Source organism: Corynebacterium sp. KPL2850 (genome assembly GCF_040225855.1).
GTDB lineage: Bacteria > Actinomycetota > Actinomycetes > Mycobacteriales > Mycobacteriaceae > Corynebacterium.
On sequence record NZ_JBEHFV010000001.1, the window covers coordinates 80,936 to 105,491 of the forward strand.

25 protein-coding genes are annotated in these 24,556 nt (G+C 58.6%); 20 read left to right on the plus strand and 5 right to left on the minus strand.

The features are described 5' to 3' along the window. Positions 1-83: 83 nt before the first annotated feature. The 9 genes from rplS to ABRP93_RS00415 all read left to right on the plus strand — a co-directional run bounded on the left by rplS (position 84) and on the right by ABRP93_RS00415 (position 7,328). Positions 84-428: a 50S ribosomal protein L19 gene (gene rplS / locus ABRP93_RS00375; RefSeq protein ID WP_005278655.1), complete on the plus strand. Its 345-nt coding sequence runs from the start codon at positions 84-86 to the stop codon at positions 426-428. 243 nt (positions 429-671) lie between these two features. Next, entirely contained in the window at positions 672-1,367 is a 696-nt protein-coding gene (gene lepB, locus ABRP93_RS00380; protein ID WP_369707576.1) for a signal peptidase I, read from the plus strand. Next, positions 1,345-2,082 (plus strand): signal peptidase I, encoded by a 738-nt coding sequence (gene lepB / locus ABRP93_RS00385; RefSeq protein WP_023022907.1) that lies wholly within the window; start codon positions 1,345-1,347, stop codon positions 2,080-2,082. The genes lepB (ABRP93_RS00380) and lepB (ABRP93_RS00385) overlap by 23 nt, the downstream gene beginning before the upstream one ends. Further along, positions 2,060-2,710 carry a ribonuclease HII gene (locus tag ABRP93_RS00390; protein WP_198010488.1) on the plus strand — a complete coding sequence of 217 codons (651 nt, stop codon included), beginning with the start codon at positions 2,060-2,062 and terminating at the stop codon, positions 2,708-2,710. Before lepB (ABRP93_RS00385) ends, ABRP93_RS00390 begins: the two co-directional genes overlap by 23 nt. A 61-nt stretch (positions 2,711-2,771) precedes the next feature. Beyond that, the gene (locus tag ABRP93_RS00395) at positions 2,772-3,077 is read left to right on the plus strand and encodes a DUF2469 domain-containing protein (protein WP_005278666.1); all 306 of its coding nucleotides are present in this window, start codon (positions 2,772-2,774) and stop codon (positions 3,075-3,077) included. Positions 3,078-3,259: 182 nt separating this feature from the next. Further along, positions 3,260-3,658 (plus strand): YraN family protein, encoded by a 399-nt coding sequence (locus ABRP93_RS00400; RefSeq protein WP_349886449.1) that lies wholly within the window; start codon positions 3,260-3,262, stop codon positions 3,656-3,658. Then, entirely contained in the window at positions 3,645-5,210 is a 1,566-nt protein-coding gene (locus tag ABRP93_RS00405; protein WP_349886497.1) for a YifB family Mg chelatase-like AAA ATPase, read from the plus strand. The genes ABRP93_RS00400 and ABRP93_RS00405 overlap by 14 nt, the downstream gene beginning before the upstream one ends. Then, positions 5,207-6,388, plus strand: a complete 1,182-nt coding sequence (dprA, locus tag ABRP93_RS00410; RefSeq protein WP_349886450.1) for a DNA-processing protein DprA — start codon at positions 5,207-5,209, stop codon at positions 6,386-6,388. Before ABRP93_RS00405 ends, dprA begins: the two co-directional genes overlap by 4 nt. Positions 6,389-6,410: 22 nt before the next feature. Continuing rightward, a complete protein-coding gene (locus tag ABRP93_RS00415; protein WP_349886452.1) occupies positions 6,411-7,328 on the plus strand; it encodes a tyrosine recombinase XerC in 918 nt (305 codons plus the stop codon). A 7-nt stretch (positions 7,329-7,335) separates the two neighbouring features. Here the strand turns inward: ABRP93_RS00415 and ABRP93_RS00420 are convergent, their stop codons facing one another. Then, entirely contained in the window at positions 7,336-7,857 is a 522-nt protein-coding gene (locus ABRP93_RS00420; protein WP_349867629.1) for a M23 family metallopeptidase, read from the minus strand. A 391-nt stretch (positions 7,858-8,248) separates the two neighbouring features. Here ABRP93_RS00420 and rpsB point away from each other — a divergent pair, with 391 nt between their 5' ends. From rpsB to ABRP93_RS00445, 5 genes are all read left to right on the plus strand, one after another. Further along, positions 8,249-9,082, plus strand: a complete 834-nt coding sequence (gene rpsB, locus ABRP93_RS00425) for a 30S ribosomal protein S2 (RefSeq protein WP_005278684.1) — start codon at positions 8,249-8,251, stop codon at positions 9,080-9,082. 306 nt (positions 9,083-9,388) lie between these two features. Beyond that, a complete protein-coding gene (gene tsf, locus ABRP93_RS00430) occupies positions 9,389-10,201 on the plus strand; it encodes a translation elongation factor Ts (RefSeq protein ID WP_349886454.1) in 813 nt (270 codons plus the stop codon). 229 nt (positions 10,202-10,430) lie between these two features. Then, entirely contained in the window at positions 10,431-11,117 is a 687-nt protein-coding gene (gene pyrH / locus ABRP93_RS00435; protein WP_051138368.1) for a UMP kinase, read from the plus strand. 70 nt (positions 11,118-11,187) lie between these two features. Continuing rightward, entirely contained in the window at positions 11,188-11,745 is a 558-nt protein-coding gene (frr, locus tag ABRP93_RS00440; protein WP_023022888.1) for a ribosome recycling factor, read from the plus strand. Positions 11,746-11,869: 124 nt separating this feature from the next. After that, positions 11,870-12,748 (plus strand): phosphatidate cytidylyltransferase, encoded by an 879-nt coding sequence (locus ABRP93_RS00445; protein WP_023022886.1) that lies wholly within the window; start codon positions 11,870-11,872, stop codon positions 12,746-12,748. A gap of 114 nt (positions 12,749-12,862) precedes the next feature. On the opposite strand, the gene ABRP93_RS00450 is transcribed toward ABRP93_RS00445, so the two are convergent. After that, a complete protein-coding gene (locus ABRP93_RS00450; protein ID WP_349862815.1) occupies positions 12,863-13,264 on the minus strand; it encodes a LapA family protein in 402 nt (133 codons plus the stop codon). Positions 13,265-13,368: 104 nt separating this feature from the next. On the opposite strand from ABRP93_RS00450, the gene rlmN reads away from it, so the two are divergent. Then, entirely contained in the window at positions 13,369-14,481 is a 1,113-nt protein-coding gene (gene rlmN / locus ABRP93_RS00455) for a dual-specificity RNA methyltransferase RlmN (RefSeq protein ID WP_349886456.1), read from the plus strand. Between the two features lie 178 nt (positions 14,482-14,659). On the opposite strand, the gene ABRP93_RS00460 is transcribed toward rlmN, so the two are convergent. Beyond that, the gene (locus tag ABRP93_RS00460; RefSeq protein ID WP_023027917.1) at positions 14,660-15,118 is read right to left on the minus strand and encodes a DUF2631 domain-containing protein; all 459 of its coding nucleotides are present in this window, start codon (positions 15,116-15,118) and stop codon (positions 14,660-14,662) included. Positions 15,119-15,286: 168 nt separating this feature from the next. On the opposite strand from ABRP93_RS00460, the gene dxr reads away from it, so the two are divergent. From dxr to map, 5 genes are all read left to right on the plus strand, one after another. Next, positions 15,287-16,447 carry a 1-deoxy-D-xylulose-5-phosphate reductoisomerase gene (gene dxr / locus ABRP93_RS00465; RefSeq protein ID WP_349886457.1) on the plus strand — a complete coding sequence of 387 codons (1,161 nt, stop codon included), beginning with the start codon at positions 15,287-15,289 and terminating at the stop codon, positions 16,445-16,447. 13 nt (positions 16,448-16,460) lie between these two features. Next, the gene (locus ABRP93_RS00470) at positions 16,461-17,669 is read left to right on the plus strand and encodes a M50 family metallopeptidase (protein WP_023022877.1); all 1,209 of its coding nucleotides are present in this window, start codon (positions 16,461-16,463) and stop codon (positions 17,667-17,669) included. A 178-nt stretch (positions 17,670-17,847) separates the two neighbouring features. Next, entirely contained in the window at positions 17,848-19,011 is a 1,164-nt protein-coding gene (gene ispG, locus ABRP93_RS00475) for a flavodoxin-dependent (E)-4-hydroxy-3-methylbut-2-enyl-diphosphate synthase (RefSeq protein ID WP_023022875.1), read from the plus strand. A gap of 95 nt (positions 19,012-19,106) precedes the next feature. Further along, positions 19,107-20,957, plus strand: coding sequence for a penicillin-binding transpeptidase domain-containing protein (locus tag ABRP93_RS00480; RefSeq protein WP_349852733.1), 1,851 nt, complete (start codon positions 19,107-19,109; stop codon positions 20,955-20,957). A gap of 65 nt (positions 20,958-21,022) precedes the next feature. Next, positions 21,023-21,892 carry a type I methionyl aminopeptidase gene (map, locus tag ABRP93_RS00485; protein ID WP_349867644.1) on the plus strand — a complete coding sequence of 290 codons (870 nt, stop codon included), beginning with the start codon at positions 21,023-21,025 and terminating at the stop codon, positions 21,890-21,892. A 119-nt stretch (positions 21,893-22,011) separates the two neighbouring features. On the opposite strand, the gene mtr is transcribed toward map, so the two are convergent. Further along, positions 22,012-23,412, minus strand: coding sequence for a mycothione reductase (gene mtr / locus ABRP93_RS00490; RefSeq protein WP_023022869.1), 1,401 nt, complete (start codon positions 23,410-23,412; stop codon positions 22,012-22,014). A 35-nt stretch (positions 23,413-23,447) separates the two neighbouring features. After that, positions 23,448-24,485 (minus strand): alpha/beta hydrolase, encoded by a 1,038-nt coding sequence (locus ABRP93_RS00495; RefSeq protein ID WP_034659133.1) that lies wholly within the window; start codon positions 24,483-24,485, stop codon positions 23,448-23,450. Positions 24,486-24,556 lie beyond the last annotated feature (71 nt).

Here is a 24,556-nt window from a genome sequence, read left to right on the forward strand (position 1 = left end):
CCATTGTTCTATGTAACGGGCACGAACCGGTCAGGCTATGCGCCGCTAGGGTCCTCTGTCCCAAACTGAAAAGGAATATTGGTATGACCAACATTATCGACAAGGTCGATGCAGCACAGCTGCGCGACGACATCCCGTCCTTCCGCCCCGGCGATACCCTCGACGTCAACGTCAAGGTTATTGAGGGTAACAACGAGCGTGCACAGCTCTTCAAGGGCATCTGCATCCGCCGCCAGGGCTCCGGTATTCGCGAGACCTTCACCGTGCGTAAGGTTTCCTTCGGTATCGGTGTAGAGCGTACTTTCCCGGTTCACTCCCCGAACCTCGAGTCCATTAAGGTCTCCCGCCGCGGCCGCGTCCGTCGTGCGAAGCTGTACTACCTGCGCGATCTGCGCGGCAAGAAGGCTCGCATCAAGGAGCGTCGCTAGTTCTAGCGCCGCTGCGCGCAGCGTTTCTCTCCCTTCCTTTCTCACATTCACAGTGCTTGAAAGGGAGGGAGTTTTTATTGTGTCCTCTTCAAATCATTTCGATTTCCTGTGAATCGACCCGCAGCCACGGGAGCCAATCCGGATCGCGGGCACGCAGTTGCTAGGATCTGACGGGTGAACAACGAAAGCATCTCGCAGGGCAAAGAAGCGGCCACGGAGAAGGCATCCACGGAGAAAAAACAAATGCCGTGGTGGCTGGAGACTCTCGTGGTCGTCCTTTCCGTGCTGGTGGTCGTGGGGCTATTCCAAAACTTCATTGGCCGCCAATACGTGATTCCCTCAGGATCCATGGAGCCGACGCTGCACGGTTGTGAGGGATGCACCAATGACCGCATCTTTACAGAAAAAGTCTCCTACTACGGCGATAAGGGCCCAGAGCCAGGAGACGTCGTGGTCTTTAAAGGCACGGACGACTGGAACTCGAGTTACGTGTCACCGCGCTCATCCAATTCCGTCATTCATGGCATCCAGGATGTGTTGAGCTTTATTTCCCTGGCGCCGCCAGATGAAAATACCCTGGTCAAGCGCGTTATCGCTACCGGTGGACAGACAGTGTCGTGCCAAGAGGGTGATCCCGCGGTCATGGTGGATGGCAAGCCCATCAATCAAGACTACGTACAGGACCCGCCGACTTACCCGGTGGATGAGTCGACCGGATCGGAAGCCTGCGGCGGCCCGTACTTCGGCCCGGTAAAGGTGCCCGAAGACAATATCTGGGTCATGGGGGATAACCGCACCGCGTCTGCCGATTCGCGCTACCACATGAGCGATAATTTCCACGGCACGATTCCCGTAGATAATGTGCGCGGAAAGGTGCAGTTCGTATTCTGGCCGTTCAACCGCATTGGTGGGGTCGATGACCCAGACATCCAAAGCTAAGCCGCAACAACAGCGCCTGCGCACCCGCGATTTCCTCGCGCCGGTCATAGGCGGCTTCGTGCTCTTGGTCCTATTGCAGGCCTTCGTCGGCCGGATGTATGTCATTCCCTCCGCATCGATGGAACCCACACTGCATGGCTGTACTGGCTGCGATAATGACCGCATCGCGGTGCAGAAGATGAGCTATTACTTCCACGACCCAGACCCGGGCGATGTCGTGGTATTTGAAGGACCAGAATCCTGGAATACCGAATTTGAAGTCCAGCGCTCCGAAAACGTGCTGGTGCGCGGTGCCCAAAATGCCCTTGCATCCGTGGGGCTTTTGCCCAATGGGGAAAATATCTTGGTCAAGCGCGTTATCGCCACCGAGGGCCAGACGGTCAAGTGCGAAGAGGGCGATTCCGCGGTGATGGTGGACGGTGAACCAATAGATCAGAGCTTCACGTTGGATCCTCCCGAGATTCCGGTGGATCCCGGCTCTGGCTCGCAGGCTTGTGGCGGCGAGTACTTTGGCCCCGTGACCGTCCCGGAAGGCAATATGTGGGTCATGGGGGATAACCGCACCAATTCTCTTGATTCCCGCGCGCACATCGGCGACCACCTGCAAGGCACCGTGCCGGTAGACAATGTGCGCGGCAAGGTAGAAGCCGTGGTCCTGCCCGTATCGCGCTTTGGTGGTATCGACGATCCGGATATCCAGGATGCGGCAGCTTAAGCAGCAGCGCACCTTTGAGGTAGCGCTGGCCCGGGCGGGGCTCGGCCCCGTCGCTGGGGTGGATGAAGCCGGCCGCGGTGCGTGCTGCGGCCCCATCACCATCGCCGCCTGCATCCTGCCCGAGCGCATCGTGGGTGAATTGGATACCTTAACCGATTCCAAAAAGCTCACGCCCCGCCAACGTGAGAAGCTCTTTCCCATCATTAAAGACAAGGCTGTGGACTGGTCTGTGGTGCATATTGAGGCAGGGGACATCGACAAGCGCGGCATCCAGCACGCGAATACCTCAGGCATGCGCAGGGCGGTAGCGCGCCTGGACAAGCGCCCGGGCTATGTGCTTTCCGATGCCCTCTTTATCCCCGGCCTTACTCAACCTCACCTGCCCATCATCGGCGGGGATGCGGCGGCGCGCTGTATCGCGGCGGCAAGCGTGTTGGCCAAGGTAAGCCGGGATCACCTCATGCGGGATCTGGATGAGCGCTTTCCGGGCTATGGATTGGTTGGGCATAAGGGCTATGGCACTAAGGCGCACGAGGCCGCGATTGCCGCTTTGGGGGCGAGCCCGGAACACCGCATGAGCTACAGCAATGTGCAGCGCGCCCATGCCCAATTCACTGCGCGTGCCTAGCGAAATTTGTGGTTTCTGCGCGCTAAGCTAGGGCGAGCTATCCCATCTTTTGGAGGTCCAAGTGAGTGCAGAGGAACTCGAAAACTACGAGGCAGAGGTAGAGCTGTCCCTTTACCGCGAATATCGCGATGTTGTCAGCCAGTTTTCTTATGTCGTAGAAACCGAGCGCCGTTTCTACCTGGCCAATGCCGTAGAACTGATTCCCCATACCGCCGGGCCCGATGTGTACTACGAGGTGCGCATGTCCGATGCCTGGGTATGGGATATGTATCGTTCCGCGCGCTTTGTGCGCTACGTCCGCGTCATTACCTACAAGGACGTCAATATCGAGGAACTGGATAAGCCGGATTTCATCATGCCGGACTAGGGCTTAGCGCTCCTGTCAACTCGGCGCCCGCTCCATCCCGCCGCAGCTGTGGATAACTATTCGTGAAGCCAGAGTTATTCACATCTGCGGCGGTTTTCTGGTTTTCGGGCTTGTAGCCTGCCCACATCCTGCGGTGTTCTGTGCGTGCAGTACAAACAGCACGAAAGAAGAGGACACCGCACATGCAATTTGCATCCGATAAACACTTGGCCACGAAACGCCCTCGGCATAGACAACAGCTAGGCAAGCGTGGCGAATCAATTGCCGCGCGCTACCTCCGCCAGCGGGGTTTCGAGATCATCGCCGCCAACGTTAGCTACCGTGTGGGAGAAATCGATCTGATCGCCCGCGAGCCAGATGGAACCATCGTCTTTGTCGAGGTGAAAACCCGCTCTACAGCGAGCTTTGGCATAGCCGAGGCTGTAACTCCACACAAGCTTTCGCGCATGCGCAGGGCCGCTGTCCAATGGTTAGATGGCAAGCCGCTTTCCACGGTGCGCTTTGATGTCATAGCTCTCGTGGTCAAAGGCGAGGGTTTTGAGCTAGAGCACTTTACGGGGGTCGATGATGGCTCTCGGTAAATGTTTAGCAGTCTCCCTACACGGCGTGCTGGCCCGCGTTATCACCGTAGAAGCGAATGTGGGGCACGGGCTTCCCGGAATCCATGTGGTGGGACATGCGGATACTGCGATATCTGAATCCCGCGACCGCATCAAGACCGCAGCCGCGAATTCCCGCTTGCCATGGCCGAAAACCAAGGTCATCGTGTCCATGTCTCCAGCCTCTCTACCAAAATCGGGCTCCCACTTTGACCTGCCCATGGCCCTTGCGATTCTCGCCGCCCACGTAGAACAACACGGAGCTGACTACGCGCGCTTCGTGCAGGCGCCCAGCCGGGTTCTCGAAGAAACCTTGGTGCTCGGGGAACTGGGCCTGGACGGCACGGTTAGAGCGGTACCCGGCATTATCCCAGCGCTTCTTGCCGCCCGCGAGGAGGGAATTACGACGTTGGTAATTCCGCCAGGAAATGCCGCCGAGGCCACCCTCGTGCCCGATATGAATGTGCTGGTTGCAGCTACGCTTTTTGATGCCTTTGCCTGGGCGCTAGGAGAGCGTGACCTGCCTCGCGCTGCCGAGTGCTGCTCTGACCAACCCGCACCGGCGCCCGCGCAGGAGCGCCTCGACTATTGCGATATAGCCGGCCAACACCATGCCAAATGGGCGGCAGAAGTCGCCGCCGCCGGTGGGCACCACCTGTTGATGATCGGCCCACCAGGCTCGGGAAAATCCATGATCGCCTCGCGCCTGCCCAGCATTCTTCCTGACCTGAGCCCGGACCAGATGGTAGAAACCACCGCTATCCACTCGCTGACGGGAACCCCTGGTGAAGTGGTCTCTCATGCTCCCTTCATCGCCCCGCACTCTTCGGTTACCCGCGCAGCCCTCCTCGGTGGTGGAAGCGGCCATCCTCGCCCAGGTGCGGTGAGCCTGGCGCATAACGGGGTGCTATTTCTCGATGAGGTCAGCGAGGTAAGCGCACCGGTCCTCGACGGCATGCGGGCACCTTTAGAAGAAGGCCATGTCCGCCTGGCACGCGCGCAGCAAGAAATAGACTACCCGGCGCGTTTCCAACTCATCATGGCCGCCAACCCTTGTCGGTGCGCCGCCGAGGATCCCTCAAAATGCACCTGTAATCCACGTGACCGCCTTAATTATCTATCGAATCTGTCGGGACCCTTGCGCGACCGCTTGGACATGGTGGTCACCCTGTCTGGGCAGTCAGCCACCATTAACGCGGAGGGCGAAGAGTCATCTGCCGCCATTGCTGAGCGGGTTGCCGCTGCCCGCGACCGCGCCCGGGCGCGCTGGGCAGCCGATGGTATTCCCGCACGCGTCAACGGCGCCGTGCCCTCGTCCTATTTGCGCCGGCACCGCCCGGCTTCCGAGTCCGCGATGATCATGTTGTCTGCCTACCTTGCCGAGGGCGAGATTTCACAGCGCGGCATCGACCGCGTCCTGCGCGTGTCGTGGACCTTGGCGGATTTGCACGGCAGCTCCACACCCGATCTCGCGGAAGTGGGCCAAGCCCTCGATCTGCGTTCGAGCCAGACGGTGGGGAGGCTTTCGGCATGAGCGATCTTGATTTATCGACTCCACTTGCCACGTGGGTATATCTCAATCGCGTGGTAGAGGGCCCGTCTGCCTCCTTGCAGGCCTTGCTGGAGCACCATTCGGCAGAAGAGATTGCCCACGGGATTTATCACCGAGCCGATTGGATCGGGCCTCTTTTAGCACGCACGGCCTCGCGGTTTGATTGGGTGCGGCAGAAAGAAGATCTCGCTGCGGCAGAGCGCGTTGGGGCGCGCTTGATTACGGCCGATAGCCCGGAGTGGCCAGCAGTGGCATTTTCTTCTGCCTTTGGCTTCTACCAGAATGGCGCGGACGCGCCGGCCACGTTCGATGAGCAAGCGGTGCCTCCGCATAGCTTGTGGGTACGCGGCTCAGCGCTGAAACCCGAGGTAGGGCAGGCCGTTGGAATCGTGGGCACGCGCGCCATTTCGCGCTACGGGTGGCAAGCAACCCAAAGCGTGGTCTCGGGCCTAGTGAATCATGAATGGACTATCGTCTCCGGCGGCGCCTTGGGCGTAGATACCGTGGCGCATGAGACCGCCTTGCACAACGCGGGTCGCACTATTGCTGTCGCCGCATGCGGGATCGATAAGAATTATCCGGCCCGCAACGGCGGACTCTTTGACCAGATAGCCGATAATGGCTGCATCGTCTCCGAATTCGCTCCAGAAACTGCACCCAAGCGGCATCGCTTCCTCATTCGCAACCGCCTTGTTGCGGCGCTAAGCCAAGGAATCGTGGTCATGGAAGCGGCATATCGCTCGGGCGCGCTTAATACCCTCAACTGGGCAGAAGCCTTGGGGCGCGTTGCCATGGCGGTGCCGGGACCAATTACGACGAGCGGTTCGCTCGGGTGCCACCAGCGCATCCAGGACGGGCGGGCCCAGTTGGTCGCCAGCGCTGATGAAGTCCGCGCCCTGGTGGGCCGCGCCGGGACGGTTGATCCGGAGGCGCAGTATGAAATGAATTTTGCGGCGTCTTTAACGCAGCGATTATCGCGGAATGAGCTGCGGGTCTTTGACGCGACCCCGCCGCCGGGCAGCCCTCCGGCTACTGCTGAAGATATTGCGCGGGACGCGGGGTTCCGCCTGCCCCTCACCGTCCACTTATTGCTTGCCCTAGAGAAAATGTGTGTGATCGTGCGGGAAGGAAATAACTGGGTTCGCTTAGAGATGGGCTGAAAAGCAAGTAAACTCGTGGGGTATGAGTGATAAACGGAAGGCCGCAGAAAGTCATGGCCCGGTCAGGCAAATGGACGAGGCAATCGAGGACTTTGCGGACTTCCAACTCCATGTCAAAGGCCGTGCGGAGGCCACGGTGCGTGGCTACCGCGCGGACTTAAAAAACCTGGCCCAAGACATCGATACATTTGCGGACTTTAGCCTCAATAACCTGCGCCAGTGGCTAGGAAATGCGGTTGCAGAAGGAAAGGCGCGCGCAACGCTGGCGCGCAGGACTGCCTCAGTTAAAGCCTTTTCTACCTGGGCGGAAAGGGAAGGCTACCTCACCCGCGATGTTGCGGCACGATTGGTAACACCGAAGGTGGGCCAGCATCTCCCGACGGTGATGGCACCGCAGCAGGCGGGCGAACTTGTGGGCAATGCGGTTTCTGTCGATGAAGCGCATTTTCAGCGCGATAGCGCCATTTTGGAGGTGCTCTATGCCACCGGAATGCGCGTGGCGGAATTGGTCCGCCTCGATATAGAAGACGTGGACTTTAAGCGGTCCACCGCACGTGTTACCGGTAAGGGAAATAAGCAAAGGGTCGTGCCCTTCGGCGCTGCCGCAACCGATGCCCTGCAGCAGTGGTTAGACGGCGGGCGCAAAGAAATGGCGCGAGGAGATACCCGCGCCATCTTTGTAGGCAGCAGGGGAGCGCGCATTGACCAGCGCCAGGTGCGGCGCATCGTGGACAAAGCTGCCACGATTACCGGCACAAGCGGCCTAACACCTCACGGGGTGCGCCACCTTGCGGCTACACACCTCTTAGAAGGCGGCGCGGATTTGCGCGTGGTCCAAGAGTTACTGGGTCACTCGTCTTTGAGTACCACACAGATTTATACGCATGTTTCCGCAAAGCGGCTAAAGCAGGTCTATTCCCAGGCCCACCCGCGGGCCTGAGTGATTCTTATAAAGGCTTGAGCCGGATGACCGGCATATCCAGCAGGCTTAAGGGGTCGATGTAGCTGTCTTTGGCAATCCGCGCGCCCCAATGCAGCCCTGGTGTGCCGTCTACTGGGTGGCCGAGTTTGCCTATGGTTTGGCCCTCGTGCACCGCTTGGCCTTGGGTAACGCTCGCGTGCACGGGTTGATACGTGGTGCGAATGCCATCGGCATGGTCAATCGACACGACCGGAGTTCCTGCAACGGTGCCGACAAAAGCCACGGTGCCGGATTCGGCGGCGACGACTGGGCTGCCAATTCTTAGGGCCATATCGACGCCTCGGTGGCCCGCGCTCCACTTATGCTCGGGCTTATCAAACCCGCGCAGCACTCGCACCGGGCGCGGTTTACCCGAGGCGGGATCGACGTATGCGGCAGCGGGCGCCGCGCACAGTAGCACCAGCGCACCAGTGAGGATGGTGGCGAGGGTGGGGATAAGGGGGCATCGGCAAGCGGCGGTGTTTCGTGGTCGTGGCAATGGGTGCATGGGGCACAGTGTGGAGCGCTGCGGTCAATAATGCCCGGCGAAGGGTGGACCGGCTGTGGATAAACTAGCAGCGGTGGGGCGGAAGAAACTCGAGTGACAATCGAGGTGAAACGCCCAGAGAAACTTGTGGAAAAGTGCTCGTTCGGTTTGGAAAATCCAGCTGGCTGGGATTATTGTCTTCTATAGCAGTGTGTCCGCTGGGTGGTAACCATCACGGAGGCATTGACTACGCGCGACGAAGTTGTCGCATCCTGCATCAAGGGTGTGGCGGCCCGGCAGCTGACGTGGTCCTTGGAAACAAGGTGTTAGCAGGGCCTTCGTTGCTAGGGTGCGGAATAAAACACCGCACATTTGGAAAACCGAAAGACAATTAAAAGAAAGCGAGCGAATCATGGCAGTTGTAACCATGCGCGAGCTCCTCGACGCTGGTGTGCACTTTGGCCACCAGACCCGTCGCTGGAACCCGAAGATGCGTCGTTTCATCTTCACCGACCGTAACGGTATTTACATCATCGACCTGCAGCAGACGCTGACCTACATCGATGAGGCATACGAGTTCGTTAAGGAAACCGTCGCTCACGGTGGCACCATCCTTTTCGTTGGCACCAAGAAGCAGGCGCAGGAAGCAGTTGCTGAAGAAGCAACCCGCGTCGGCATGCCCTATGTCAACCACCGCTGGTTGGGCGGCATGCTCACCAACTTCCAGACCGTGTCCAAGCGTCTGAAGCGCATGAAGGAACTTCAGGCTATGGATGAGCGCGAGGACGGCTACAAGGGCCGCACCAAGAAGGAAGTTCTGATGCTCAACCGCGAGCGCGCCAAGCTTGAGCGCGTTCTGGGCGGCATCTCCGAGATGGCCAAGACCCCGTCCGCACTGTGGATTGTTGACACCAACAAGGAGCACATCGCGGTTAAGGAAGCTCACAAGCTGAACATCCCAGTTGTTGCCATCCTGGACACCAACTGCGACCCGGATGACGTTGACTTCCCGATCCCGGGCAACGATGACGCAATCCGCTCCACCAAGCTGCTGTCCGGCATCGTGGCTTCTGCCGTCGAAGAGGGCAAGAAGGCTCGCGAGGAGCGCCAGCTTGCAGCTGCTAAGGAAGCTGCCGGCGATTCCGCAGAGAAGGAACAGCGCGATGCTGAGGCTGCTGCGGCCGCATCCGATCCTGCTTCTGCAGAAAAGGCTGAGGAAGCACCCGCAGACAAGCCTGCACAGTAGGCCTGCCTCTTGTGAGGATACTTTCTTAACTGCACTTAATTGAATACCCCACGCACATTTTGGTGTGGGGCAGCTAGGGAATAATTCCTGTACAAGGCTGTTTACCTAACCCCTACCACCGTGTGCTACGGCGGTGGGGGTTACTTTTATCTATGCTGGAGGCGGCTAAAATTAGCCTCAGTACGACCGCATTGATGAAGGTAAAATGGGGTGGATATCCCCACCCAAAGACGGCGCGAGTCCGCTTCTTCGGCTACGCTGTCTCAACGAACACTGATTGATTTTTCAAGGAGGATCGCCCTAACTATGGCGAACTACACTGCTGCAGACGTGAAGGCACTGCGCGAAGCAACTGGCTCCGGCATGCTCGATTGCAAGAAGGCCCTGGAAGAAAACGGCGGCGACTACGACAAGGCCGTTGAATTCCTGCGCATCAAGGGCGCTAAGAACGTGTCCAAGCGCGCTGACCGCGAGGCTACCGAGGGTCTCGTTGCCGTATCCGGCAACACCATGGTTGAAATCAACTGCGAGACCGACTTCGTGGCAAAGAACGAGGGCTTCCAGTCTTTCGCTAACAAGATTGTTGAAGCTGCAGCCGCAGCCAAGGCTAACTCCCCGGAAGAACTCAACAACGTAGAGATCGAAGGCCAGAAGGTCTCCGAGTTCGTTGACCAGGAGTCCGCAAAGACCGGTGAGAAGCTGCAGGCACGTCGTGCAGTCACCGTCGATGGCGACAATGTTGCTGTCTACCTGCACCAGCGCTCCGCTGACCTGCCTCCTGCAGTCGGTGTCTTGGTTTCCTACGAAGGCAACAAGGAAGGCGCACACGCTGCCGCTCTGCAGATTGCAGCTATGAACGCTGAGTACCTGAAGCGCGAAGACGTTCCTGTAGAGATCGTCGAGAAGGAGCGCTCCATCGCTGAGGCCACCACTCGCGAGGAGGGCAAGCCTGAGGCTGCGCTTCCAAAGATCGTGGAAGGCCGCCTGAACGGCTTCTACAAGTCCGTTGTTCTGCTGGAGCAGGCTTCCTTGTCCGATAACAAGAAGACCGTCAAGCAGGTCGCAGAAGAGGCCGGCACCACCATTACTGGCTTCGTCCGTTACGAGGTTGGCGCTTAAGTCTAAGCCCGCTTTTTAGCCTTTAAAGCCCACGGGAGGTACGCCCTCTCAGTGGGCTTTTCTGCTGTCTAGGGGCAGTGGGGAAGGGGTGGCTGCTGGCCTGTGGTGCGGTGTGGGGAAGCGGCGGCTGTGTGGGTAAGATGGAAAAGAAATAAAATCAGCCCGCGCAAAAGGAGACGATGAAGGCGTGACTTCTGCAGACGAAAAGCGAACCGGATACAAACGAGTAATGCTGAAACTCGGCGGCGAAATGTTTGGCGGAGGCAAAGTCGGAATTGACCCGGACGTTGTCGACAATGTAGCTCGCCAAATCGCCGAAGTGGCTGAGCAGGGGATCGAAATCGCTGTGGTGATTGGCGGCGGCAACTTCTTCCGCGGTGCAGAGCTCTCGCAGCGTGGCATGGACCGCGCCCGCTCTGACTACATGGGAATGCTGGGCACGGTCATGAACTCGTTGGCCCTGCAGGACTTCCTGAAGCAAAAGGGCGTTGATTGCCGCGTGCAAACGTCTATCAACATGGCGCAAATCGCCGAGCCGTACCTGCCACTGCGCGCTGACCGCCACCTGGAGAAGGGCCGCGTCGTTATCTTCGGTGCCGGCATGGGCATGCCGTACTTCTCCACGGATACTACGGCCGCGCAGCGCGCACTAGAAATTGGCGCCGATGTCCTCTTCTTGGCCAAGGGCGTTGATGGCGTGTACTCCGACGACCCACGCACGAACCCCGATGCGGAGCTCTACACCCAAATCACTCCGCGCGAGGTCATTGAAAAGGGCCTCAAGGTCGCCGATGCAACCGCCTTCAGCCTGTGCATGGACAATGACATGCCGATCTTGGTCTTCAACCTCTTGGAAGAGGGGAATATCGCCCGCGCGGCCAGTGGTCAGGTTATCGGCACGCTGGTGCAGTCCTAATTCTAAAACGGCACAGAACCTGCTACCTTTTATACAGCTACCCCTCAACGTTGAAGGATGATTCAGCCTCATGATCGATGACATTCAGCTCGAAGCAGAAGAGCACATGACCGCTTCCGTCGAGCACACCCGCGAGCAGCTGGTGACCATTCGTACCGGACGCGCGAACCCGGCGATGTTCAACGGGCTCATCGCGGAGTACTACGGTGCGCCGACCCCGATTACTCAGATGGCTACTATCTCTGTTCCAGAACCGCGCATGTTGCTCATCAAGCCATACGAGCAGTCCATGATCCAAGAGATTGAAAACTCCATCCGCAACTCGGACCTGGGCGTTAACCCCACCAACGATGGCCACGTACTGCGTGTGACCGTTCCGCAGTTGACCGAGGAGCGCCGTAAGGAAATGGTCAAGCTGGCCAAGAGCAAGGGCGAAGACGGCAAGATTGCCATCCGTAATATCCGCCGCAAGGCCATGGAGCAGCTGAAGAAGCTCCAAAAGGATGGCGAAGAGGGCGAGGATGAGGTCCTTGCCGCAGAAAAGGAAATGGAAAAGATTACCGCTGGTTACGTCGATCAGGTTGACAAGCTAGTGGAAAACAAGGAATCCGAATTGATGGAGGTCTAGGCCTTTTCCGCTGCCGCCGCGCCCACATCGGCCGGCGGCGCTTTTCTATACGTAGTATTTTTGTATAGGAAATAGATAAGCCCCGCGACGCGCATACAACGCCAAGTGAAAGGAGCCGGTCACGGTGAGTGACGCCTTGAACCGCCGATTGCCGCAGCCGAAAAATGGTCCCGGCCGTGACTTGCCGGCGGCTATTGGAGTAGGCGTGGGACTTGGCGCCCTCGTCGTCCTCGCCGTCTGGGCTGGCCCCTTGGCCTGGTATGCGGTGGTAGCCGTCGCGGTCGGCGGGGCAATGTGGGAAGTCCTTACCCGCTTGCGGGAGAACTCGTACTATATCCCGCGCACCCTGTTAATCATTTTGGGCCAAGCCATGGTGTGGATTTCTTGGCCGCTCGGCGCGCCCGGCCTCGTGGCCGTCTACGTCACCGCCGTGCTCATTTTGATGTTCGGCAGACTTTTTCATAACGGGCGGCATCGCCCACCCATCAATTACCTGCGGGACATGTCCGTCGGTATCTTCGTGCTGACGTGGATTCCACTGTTTGCGACCTTTGCAGCGATGCTGTCGCTGATTTCTTCCCCGGTGGCCAGCGGCGCCGCTTCCATCATGGTCTTTATGTTGTGCGTGGTCGCCTCCGATACGGGCGGCTATGTCGTCGGCGTCATGTTTGGTTCCCACCCCATGGCACCGGCCGTGAGCCCGAAGAAATCCTGGGAGGGATTTTGCGGCTCCATCGCCTTCGGCATCATCGTTGGGGCGCTTTCCGTCCACTTCCTCTTGCACCACTCGGCGTGGGTAGGTGCCTTGATGGGCCTTGGCCTTGTTATTTGCGCCTCGCTGGGTGACTTGGTGGAATCGCAATTTAAACGAGAGCTGGGCATTAAAGACATGTCCCACATTCTCCCTGGACACGGCGGCCTTATGGACCGCCTTGATGGCATGCTTCCCTCTGCCATGGTTACTTGGGTGGCCATGAGTTTTATGGCAAACATTGCGGTCTAATCCGAGCTGGGGCCACCGCGTGTCAGAGGGTGCTGAATATAAAACCGCCGCTTCCCGCTGCGTCACCGAAATAACATTTCGGGGGGGCAGGGAGGAGAGCGGCGGTAGGGCTATTTAGCCTTGGGCCTGCTTGCGCAATTGGCGGCGCAATTCGAGCATGCGCCACACACCCACAAGCGCCATGATGAGAGCGCCGCCAATGGTAAACATCAGGTAGGCAATGCCTGCTGGGAACTGACCCGACCAGCCGAGGAAGTTCATAGGAACTTCTTGCTGGTTTTGCAGAATGAAGATGATCAACACGATCAGCAAGAGGAAGCCTACGATGAGAGCTGCCCAGGTGCTAGCGGCGAACGAGCCTTGGGCTTTTTGTGGTGCGGCAGCGGGTTCGGTGGTGCCGGCGCCGGTGGAGACTTCCTTGCTTCCAGATTCGGCCAGAGCAGCATGATCTTCTGCCGCGGTGGCCTCATCATCGGAGGTGGAAAAGTCATCTTCGGGGTATTTCGGATTGGTCATATATCCATTATTTCTGTAAACCCTTCCAAAATTCCACTTGGCTATAAATTGAGGCGTTCCCAATTGGAAAAGTACCGGTAAACCGTGGAAAGATGGGCATCATTATGGCTCAACCAGTAAAACTTAACTTCTCCGCGCCGCGGCGCGGTCTGCCACCCAAGCACTTTGCGGATCTCTCTGAAAGCGAGCGCATCGATAAGCTCGCAGACATCGGCCTACCTAAATTCCGTGCTAAGCAAATTGCCAAGCACTACTACGAGCATCTTACTGACGACGTCGAAGAGATGACGGATATCCCCGCCGGCAAGCGCGAGGAGGTGAAGGAGGCATTCTTCCCTGAGCTCATGAAGCCTATTCGTACGACTTCTACTGATGATGGGGAGACCACTAAGTCCCTGTGGCGCTTGCACGACGGCACCCTATTGGAGTCCGTCCTGATGCGGTACCCCGGCCGTGCTACCTTGTGCATTTCTTCCCAGGCTGGCTGCGGAATGGCCTGCCCGTTCTGTGCTACCGGGCAGGGCGGACTAGACCGCAACCTTTCTACAGGCGAAATCGTCGAACAGTTCCGCCACGCAGCCGCAGCAATGGCGGCCGAAGGCGGACGCTTGTCCAATGTGGTCTTCATGGGCATGGGAGAGCCGCTGGCAAACTACAAGCGCGTGGTCCAGGCGGTGCGCCAGATTACCGGCCAGGATGGAACGGGCTTTGGGCTCTCGCAGCGCAATGTGACCGTATCCACCGTGGGTTTGGCACCTGCCATCCGCAAGCTCGCGGACGAAGACCTTGCCTGCACGCTTGCGGTGTCGCTGCACACGCCGGATGATGAGCTGCGCGATAGCTTGGTTCCGGTAAATAACCGCTGGTCCGTTGATGAGGTCCTCGATGCCGCACGGTACTACGCCGATAAATCCGCCCGCCGCGTGTCTATCGAGTACGCCCTTATCCGGGATAAGAATGACCAGGATTTCCGCGCCGATATGCTGGGCCGCAAGCTGCACCAGAAGCTCGGCTCCAAGGTGCACGTCAACGTGATCCCGCTCAACCCGACGCCGGGCTCGGAATGGGATGCAGCTCCCAAGGCGCGGCTTAATGAATTCGTGCGCCGCGTCCAGGCACAGGGAGTGCCGTGCACTGTGCGTGATACTAAGGGCGATGAAATCGCGGCAGCCTGTGGCCAACTTGCCGCCGATGAACGAGAAGACATGTCGGCCTAAGAGCCCGCTGTCACAGCCACCTAGGCATTTTTGGATAAGTGCTTAGGTGGTTTTCTCGTTGTATTCTGCGTTTACACGTGCGGTGCAGTCAAACGCAGTACGGCTACGTACCCGGTAAAACCACAAAACCGCCGAGCCCCTCGCATTAAGGCGGCCCGGCGGTTTTCCGTAGCTAGGATTACAGCGCGTGCTTGCCGGAGCTTACCTCGGCAGCGTCGGACGCGGAGTCAACACGCAGGTGGGCTACGCGGGAAGGCTCGATATTCAACGCGCGCAGCTGGGAGTCGGTCAACTCGGTGTAGGCACCGGATACGGTCTTCTGGTCATAAGTCCAGTCCCGTTCTTGGTGGTCGGCCGGCTTATTATTAGAGGTGATGGTGCGCACCTGGTTGAGCTTCGGCTCGAAGGTGAAGATGAGCAGGCCCACAACCAAAAGGACGGTCAGGGCGACGAGCCAGACGGTCTCCACGTGGCCCTTGTGGTTACCAAAGTTGAAACCAATCATGAAAATCACGGAGATCCAACCCGCGATTTGCACACCAGAGCGGCTGATGCGGGACCAACCGAAGCCTGCGGATGGAACATCTTCGGTAGAAACACCGTCATAAACCTGCGGTACCGGCTTGTGGGAAGACACTTGCTCTCCTTCGCTATCGCGTGTGTCCTTTTATCGAGGGCACACCAATGCCATTTGACTGCCTACTATTTTAAAACATCGTGGCTGCAAAGGCGATTAAACACCCCCGCCTTCTTGCCCGGATCCACCCCATAGCCGGGCGGCGTAAATGACCGCTAGGGTAGAGGGGTGACTACTCAGCGAATACTTATTCTCGGCTCCACCGGCTCTATTGGCACGCAAGCATTAGAAGTGATTGCAGATAACCCCGATAAGTTTGAGGTCGTGGGCATTGCTGCGGGCGGTTCTAACCCGCAGCAGATCATTGAGCAGGCCCGCGCCTTCAACCTTTCGTTTGACCACATTGCCGTGGCACAGACTGCGGCGGCTGCGGAGGTTTCTGCTGATTTAGGCGGCACAGTACTTTCCGGCGCCGGTGCAGCCGAAGAGCTGGTGCGCTCGGTTCCCGCCGATACCGTGCTCAATGCCCTAGTGGGCTCCCTCGGGCTCAAGGCCACGCTGGCTACGCTGGAAATCGGCGAGTACCTCGCGCTAGCGAATAAGGAGTCCTTGGTTGCCGGCGGCACGCTGGTCACGAAATCCGCGCGGCCAGGCCAGATCATCCCCGTGGATTCGGAGCACTCTGCGATGGCGCAATGCCTGCGCGCGGGCGAAGAGAGCGAGCTAGCCAAGCTCGTTCTCACGGCCTCGGGCGGCCCCTTCCGCGGTCAGACGCGTGAGCAGATGTGGGACGTTACCCCGCAGCAAGCCGCGCAGCACCCTACATGGTCCATGGGGCAGATGAATACGCTGAATTCAGCCACCTTGATCAATAAGGGGCTCGAGCTCATTGAGGCCACGCTGCTTTTTGATATCGAGCCAGAGCGCATCGATGTCACGGTTCACCCGCAGTCGGTCATTCACTCGATGGCCACTTTTAAAGATGGCTGCACTATCGCCCAGGCCTCTCCGCCATCGATGAAGCTGCCCATCTCCCTGGCGCTGAATTGGCCCCAGCGTGTGCCGGGGGCGCAGCCGGCGCTCGATTTTTCACAAGCGCATACGTGGCATTTTGAGCCGCTTGATGATGTCTCTTTTCCCGCCGTATCCCTCGCCCGCGAGGCTGCGGCGCAGGGAACTGGAGTGATTTATAACGCTGCCAATGAAGAGGCCGCGGCGGCCTTTTTGGCCGGGCGTATCCACTTCCCAGAGATTGTTGATGTTGTAGGCGAGATCCTCGGGGAGTCTTCCCAGTTTGCTGGTGTAGTCTCTACCCTCGATGAAATCCTCGCCGTAGAGGGTGAGGCTCGCAGGCGCGCGAATGCGCGCATTGACCGTTTAGCTGACTAGAAAGCTTTCTTTAATGGCAAATTTGCTGGGCATAGTGTTTTTCGCCCTTGGCATCGGGCTGACCGTGGCACTCCATGAGGCAGGGCATATGTTTACTGCCCGCGCCTTTGGCATGCGGGTGCGGCGGTATTTCATTGGCTTTGGCCCGCGCGTTTTCTCCTTCCGCAAGGGGCATACCGAATACGGCCTTGCCGCGTTCCCGGTGGGTGGATTTTGCGATATCGCCGGGATGACCGCGCAGGATGAATTCCTTACGGAGGAAGAAAAGCCCTATGCAATGTATAAAAAGCCATGGTGGCAACGCATCATCGTTCTTGCAGGCGGTATTGGGGTTAACCTCATCCTCGGCTTTGTCATCTTGTATTTCGTGGCGATGACTGCGGGGCTACCCAACCCAGATGCCGATGTGCGCCCGCGGGTGGGGGAGGTAACCTGCACCGCTGACCAAAAAGAAAACCAGGAGCTGGAATCGTGCACCGGGAACGGGCCCGCTGGTAAGGCCGGTGTCCAGGAAGGCGATATCATTCTCGCGCTCGATGGCGAGCACCTTGATTCCTTTACGCAATTGCGCGATGAGGTCATGCAGCGCCCCGGCGAGACCGTGACGCTTACCGTAGAGCGAGACGGTGAGGAAAAAGACTTCTCCATCGAATTGGAAACGGTCAAGCGCCTGAATCAGCAGGGCGACTTGGTCGACGCCGGTTCGATCGGGCTGAGCAATGAGGTCCTCGACATCGTCGAGAAGTATTCAGCAACGCAGGCGGTTCCCGCAACGTGGCATTTCACCACCTATTCGCTCGAGGCCACGGTGGAGGGAATCAAACAATTCCCCGCTAAGGTACCGGGCGTGGTGGCCTCCATCTTTGGCCACGAGCGGGATGTCAACGGGCCGATGTCTGTCGTCGGTGCATCGCGGGTTGGTGGCGAACTCGTGGAGCGTTCCCTGTGGGCATCGTTCTTCATGATGCTGGCGACGCTAAACTTCTTCCTTGCCCTGTTTAATCTCATTCCGCTGCCGCCCTTTGACGGCGGCCATATCGCGGTCATCTTGTATGAGAAGATCCGCGATGGCATTCGCAAATTGATGGGCAAGCAGCCGCTGGGTCCGGCCGATTACACCAGGCTTATGCCCATCACCTATGTCATGGCGGCCTTACTTATGGCGCTGGGCGTAGTGATAATCATCGCGGATGTGGTCAATCCGATCAGGCTATTTGGCTAGGTTCGTTAGCCCCTGTGCCCGCCGCGCGGCGTGAGTAGAGCGCCCAACGCTTAGCGCACGTGTGCAGCGCGAGCGCGCACTTTAGCGCTTAACCATCTAGTGCTAGAGTGGGGACGTTCAACACTTATTGTGCAATAACATTTAGCAACGAGCCACGAGCTAGAAATAAGGAGCATTCATGTCTAGTCCTATTGGTCTAGGAATTCCTGACGGGCCTCCGCCAGTATTGCACCCGCGCCGGAAAACGCGGCAATTGCACGTAGGCCCAGTGGGCGTTGGTTCTGACTACCCAATTTCGGTGCAGTCGATGACTAATACCAAGACCCATGACATCAACGGCACCCTGCAGCAAATCGCACAGCTTACTGCCTCTGGCTGCGATATCGTGCGCGTGGCCTGCCCAAAGCCGGTGGATGCGGAGGCGCTGCCGGCCATCGCCAAGAAATCCCCGATCCCGGTCATCGCGGATATCCACTTCCAGCCCAAGTACATCTTCCAGGCTATCGATGCTGGCTGCGCGGCAATTCGCGTCAACCCCGGCAACATCCGTGAATTTGATGGCCGCGTTAAAGAAGTGGCAAAGGCCGCTGGCGATGCGGGAATCCCCATCCGCATTGGCGTCAATGGCGGTTCGCTGGATAAGCGCCTGTTGGAAAAGTACGGCAAAGCCACCCCAGAGGCGCTCGTGGAGTCCGCTATCTGGGAGGCGGGCCTGTTCGAGGAGCACGGCTTTGGCGATATCGCCATCTCCGTTAAGCACTCTGACCCGGTCCTGATGGTGGAGGCTTACCGCCAGCTGGCCGCGCAGACCGATTACCCACTGCACTTGGGTGTGACGGAAGCGGGCCCGAAGTTCATGGGCACCATTAAGTCCTCCGTCGCTTTCGGCGCCCTTTTGGCAGAAGGCATCGGCGATACGATTCGCGTCTCGCTGTCCGCCCCGCCGGAAGAAGAGGTCAAGGTGGGAGACCAGATTCTCCAGTCCTTCAACTTGCGGCCGCGCAAGCTGGAAATCGTGTCCTGCCCGTCGTGCGGCCGCGCGCAGGTGGACGTGTACAAGCTGGCGGAAGAAGTTACCGCCGGCCTCGAGGGAATGGAATTTCCCATCCGCGTTGCCGTCATGGGTTGCGTCGTCAACGGCCCGGGCGAGGCCCGTGACGCCGACTTGGGCGTGGCGTCCGGCAACGGCAAGGGCCAGATCTTCGTCAAGGGCGAAGTGGTGCGCACCGTGCCGGAAGACAAGATCGTGGAAACCCTCATTGAAGAGGCAATGCGCATTGCAGATGAGCAAGGTCTCGAAGCCGTGGACGGCGCTAAGGCCGATGTCCGCGTGACGCAGTAAGCCGCATTCTTCAACGCGCTAATTTTTAATGGACTGCCCCGCACCTCGGTGTGGGGCAGTCTTTTTTGCTGCATGCGCTGCTAATGTGCCAAAGCATGAAGAAGTTATTCGCACTGGTTGCTACGGTCTCGCTTGCTGCAACTGGTGTGGTTGCTTGTACCCCTAAGCCCGTATCTGCACAGCCGGTGGCAGAAGAGTTCATTGAAGGCATGGAGAGCCGAAATAACGAGGGCTTGGAGGAGCTTACGGATTCCCCCGATGACGCCACGCAGGCCCTCGATGATACTTATTCGGGCTTGCAGGCAGAGGGCCTCGATATTGAACTCGAGGGGGTAAAGCAGGACGAAACCGTGGCCACGGCGGATTATAAGGTCACGTGGGATCTGCCCAAGGACCGCAGCCTGAGCTATACCACGCAGATGACCTTGACCAAGGCCGAAGATGAGTGGACGGTGCGGTGGAAGCCCAGCATTATTCACCCGGACTTGGGCGCGCACCAGCACTTGGAGCTGCGCGCCTTGGAAGCCACGCGCGCCAGCGTCGTCTCCTCCAACGGGGTGGAGCTGATGAGCCCCGGGTTGAATTACCGCGTCATCGTGGATACGAGCTCGCTTTCCGATGTCCGCCCCACTGCCTCCAAGGTCAGCAGCGCCCTTGCTGCGGCGCACCGCGAGGACGACTCGATCGCGGAGGTGGACGCCAAAGAGCTCGCCGAAAAGCTAGAAAAGGCAGATTCTGCCTATTCGGTGGGCCTTTATACAGAAGAGCAGGAGTCCGTCATCCGCGCCAAGATGGAGGGGATGGACGGCGTCCGCATTAATGAAGAACCCGCGCTGGTGACCCGGGACCGCGGCCTCGCACCCGATCTCTTATCGCGCGTGCGCTCGGCCGTCAATGACGAGCTCGACGGCGAGACCGGCTGGTCCATTGCCGTCGTCAATGAGAACGGTGCGGCGCTTTCCGATGTCGAAAAGCATGCGCCCGAGGCCGCCCCTTCCATCAAGGTTGGCTTGGATTATGACGTCCAACGCGCGGCCCAAGAGGCAGTGGATCAGCGCTCGGACGCCCAGGCCATGCTGGTGGCCATCCGGCCTTCCAATGGCGATATCCTGGCTGTAGCGCAGACCGAAAAGGCGGACGAAGACGGCGACGTCGCCTTGCAAGGCCAATACCCGCCCGGCTCGGTTTTCAAGATCCTTACCGCCGCTGCGGGCGTGGAAAAGCAAGACCTGAACACGGATACCATCGTTCCGTGCCCTGGCACGATGGATATCTATGGCCGCGTGGTGACCAACTACAACGCGTTCTCGCTCGGCAATGTGCCGTTAAGCCGGGCCTTCGCCCAATCGTGCAATACCACCTTCGCGGATATTTCTACCAAGCTGGCACCCGGTGAGTTGAAGGAGACCGGCAAGAAGTTTGGCTTCGGGGTGGATTATGAAATCCCCGGGCTCACCACTACGACCGGCTCGATTCCGGAGGGCAAGGAAGTACTGGAGCGCACCGAAGCCGGTTATGGTCAGGGCCACGACCTTGCCAGCCCGTTCGGCATGGCTATGGTTTCTGCCTCTGTGGCGGCGGGAAAGACCCCAACGCCGAAGCTTATTGAGGGCCGCGAGACCAAGGCCTCGGATAAGCCGGCGCAGATTTCTGAGGACGTGTTGAATAACGTGCGCGGCATGATGCGCCAGGTGGTCACCAGCGGTACCGCTCGCGGAATACAAGCAGGCGGAACCATTTACGGCAAGACTGGTGAGGCCGAGATCAATGAAGGCTCGCACGCGTGGTTTACGGGCTACCGGGAAGAAGACGATATCGCCTTCGCCACGCTCGTCGTGCTGGGCGGTGGCTCTGAATCCTCGGTAGCCATTACGGATAACTTCTTGCGGAAGCTGGATGATTACCGCTCGCGTCCCAATGATGGCCCAGCGCCGATGGTCGAATAATCCGCAGCCTCGGACGCGATACCCGGATACTGCGCTACGCGGTATGAGGACTACCATGGGCAATTATGAGTACTCGTGGAAAATTGAAGCCAGGTAAGCCAACCCCCATCCGGCCCGTGCCAGACGACATCGAGCGCCCGGAATATGTGTGGAAAGATGAGGTACAAGAGGCCATTGGTGAGTCTTTTGTACAGTCCCCTGAAGTGATTGAGAAGATGCGGGAGGCCTGCAAGATTGCGGCCAACGCGCTGAAGGAAGCCGGCAAGGCCGTAAAGCCTGGCGTAACGACGGATGAGGTCGACCGCGTGGCGCACGAGTATATGTGTGACCACGGTGCGTACCCGTCCACCCTGGGATACCGGGGATTTACCAAGGGCACCTGTGTATCGCTTAATGAAATCGTCTGCCACGGCATTCCGGATACCACCGTGATTGAAGAAGGTGACATCGTCAATATCGATGTCACCGCTTATAAAAACGGCGTGCACGGCGATAATAACGCCACCTTCTTGGCCGGTGACGTATCAGAGGAGCACCGCCTATTAGTAGAGCGCACCAAAGAGGCAACGATGCGCGGCATTAAGGCCGCAAAGCCTGGCCGCGAGATTAACGTTATCGGCCGCGTTATCGAGTCATATGCCAAGCGCTTTGGCTACAACGTTGTACGCGATTTCACCGGTCACGGTGTAGGACCCACCTTCCACAATGGGCTAGTGGTTTTACACCACGATTCCACCACGTACCGCGATATCTTGGAACCGGGCATGACCTTGACGGTAGAGCCGATGATCAATCTTGGTTCGCTGGATTACGATATTTGGGATGATGACTGGACCGTGCAGAACCGGGACGGTAAGTTCACCGCCCAGTTTGAGCACACCTTGGTCATCACTGATGATGGCAATGAAATCCTGACCATCCCAGATGAGGATTAATCGCTAGGGCCTTTCTTAAAAGGCTCTAGGCACGGCGAAAGCCGCCTCCCTAACCACTCGCGTGAATGAATACTCCGCGTGGTCGGGGAGGCGGTTTTAGCTATGGGGCTAAGGAAGCCTTAGTCCCATTCGAGGCCCAAGATGGCGTTTTCTACAACCTCGGGAAGGGCTGGGTGGATCCAGTACTGCTTGCGGGCAAAGTCGCGCAGGTCGATCTTATAGGTCAGCACGGTAATCAGCTGCTGGATCAGGGTGGAAGACTGCGGGCCCATCAAGTGGGCGCCGAGGAGCTGGCCCGTCTTGCGATCCGCAATCAGCTTGCAAATACCCGTGGTATCTTCCATGGCCCAGCCGTAGGCCACGTCGCCGAAGTTTTGAATCTTCACGGTGACATCGAAGCCCTGCTCCCGGGCTTCTTCTTCCTTCAAGCCCACCGTGGCGATCTGCGGGTGGGTGAAGATGGCAGCAGGAACGTTGTCGTGCGGAAGCTCCTGCAGATCCTCTGGGTGGAGCAGGTTGTGCTGGATGGTGCGGGCTTCGGCGTTGGCGACGTGCTTGAGCATGTAGGGCGAAGAGACATCGCCAAGCGCCCAGACGCCTTCTGCATCCGTGAGGCCATGAGCATCGGTGGAAATGCGGCCATTGTCTAGCAGCTTGATGCCGGCCTTGTCCACATCCATGAGATCGCCATTCGGCTTGCGGCCGGTGGCAACCAGGATTGCGTCTGCCTCGAGGGTCTCGCCATTGTCGAGCTCGAGCTTCACGCCCTGGTCGGTTTCTTCCAGCTTGGTGCCGTTAGCAATCCGCACATCAAAACGCTCGCGGGCAATGTCGTTAAAGCGCGAGGAGAGATCGGAATCGAGGTGGCGGAGCAACGTCTCGCTGCGGTTGACCACGGTGACCTTGGTACCGAGGCCATCGAAGACGTGGGCAAATTCCATGGCGATATAGCCGCCGCCCACGATGATCAGGCTTTCTGGTTGGCGGTCCATCCGCATGATGTCTTCGTTGGTGTAGTACTTCACGCCGGAATTGGCGTAGACCTCAGGGATTACCGGGCGGGAGCCAGTAGCGACGACGATCTGATCGGCGCTGACGACGTGATCGCCGGTCTGGATGGTCTTAGGGCCAACGAAGCGAGCGTGCTCGTCGTAGACGGTGATATTTGGGGTCTTGTCGCCGCGGCGGTAGTCCTCACCGCTTTGGGCGATCTGGTCGATGCGGTTGTGGAAGACGCGCTCCACAATGGAGCTCCACTCCACGTTGTTGACTTGGGCATCAATGCCAAGACGCTCGCCTTCGCGAGCGGCGAGGGCGACATCGGCGGCGTAGACGTACATCTTGGTGGGGATGCAGCCGACGTTCAAGCAGGTGCCACCGAAACGGCCCTTTTCGATGATGGCAATCTTCTTATCGTGAAAGTCGCGGTTAGCAATGGAGTTGCCGGAACCGGTGCCGATGATGATGAGGTCGTAGTGTTCCTCTGCGGCAGGAGTATTTGCTGTATCAATTGTGGTCATATCTGTACCTTAATCTATGTGTCCAATTCGGATATTTATGCTGGTGTAGGGGCATCCACGATGGTGGGAAGCCAGGCATCGCACGCTGCGAAGGCCTCTTCTAAGGGTTGGGGGAGGGACAAAAAGACATCGTGGCGCGCGCCTTCGATGGAATGCAGCGTGTAGTGGGCATTGAGCTCTTTCGCCCACCGCCGGGTCTGGGCGACATCGATGATGCAATCGGCGTGATTAACCGCATCGCAGTACGGAGTTCCCAATAGGGAGCGGGTAGATTGCAGCGTCAATACGGGGACCCCAGCATTAATGCGGCCGCTGTGTATGGCATCGAAACCGTGGAATACGGCGGCTAGCCATCCGATATATTTCTTATGCCCGGCTAGGGGCTTCATGCTGAGGTCGTAGTCCCATTCGCCGTAGAAGTCCCTGTGCACCGATTCGCCATAGGCAGTGAGGTTGCCCCCAGGTAAGGCGGTCTTGGGTGCGATTTTGGCGGCGGAATATATGACAGGCTTCAGCGCGGAGACCGCCCAACCGGGAACGCCCATCATGTCGAGCCAAGGACTATTGAGGATTAGTCCTTTCAGGCGGGAGAAGCGCTCCGCATCATGGCGGCGTAAAAAATCCATCCACAGCGGCGCAATCAGGCCTCCGGTGGAGTGGGCCATAACGATTACCTTGTCGTTTGCAATGGCATCGAGGGCCGCGGAAAGATCCGCGTAATATAAGGCCAAATCCGAAACGTAGTGCCAAGACTGGCCTGGCCGATGCGAGCGGCCGCATTTGCGCAGGTCAACCGCGTAAAAGTCATAGCCTTGCGCCGCAAAGTGTTCTGCAACGTGTGAGTGAAAGAAGTGGTCAGTCATCCCGTGCAGCCACACCAAGGCCGGGCGGGAAGGCGATGAAGAATCGGCAGAGCCCGCCGCCGCGGAGCCTTCAGCCGAGCCTGGCATATAGCGGACGAGGGTGGTGACAACTTCCCCCTCGCCATCGGGATCGGGACCAAGGTCGAGGGTGGCTGATTGAAAATCGGGGCCGAGCATATCGGGCCCCCATGACGGAGTTGCTGTAGCCATGACACGAGTCTAGTCAACTCTAGGGGCTCGCTACGGGAGCTGCGTGACCTGCCATTATTTCCGCACAATGT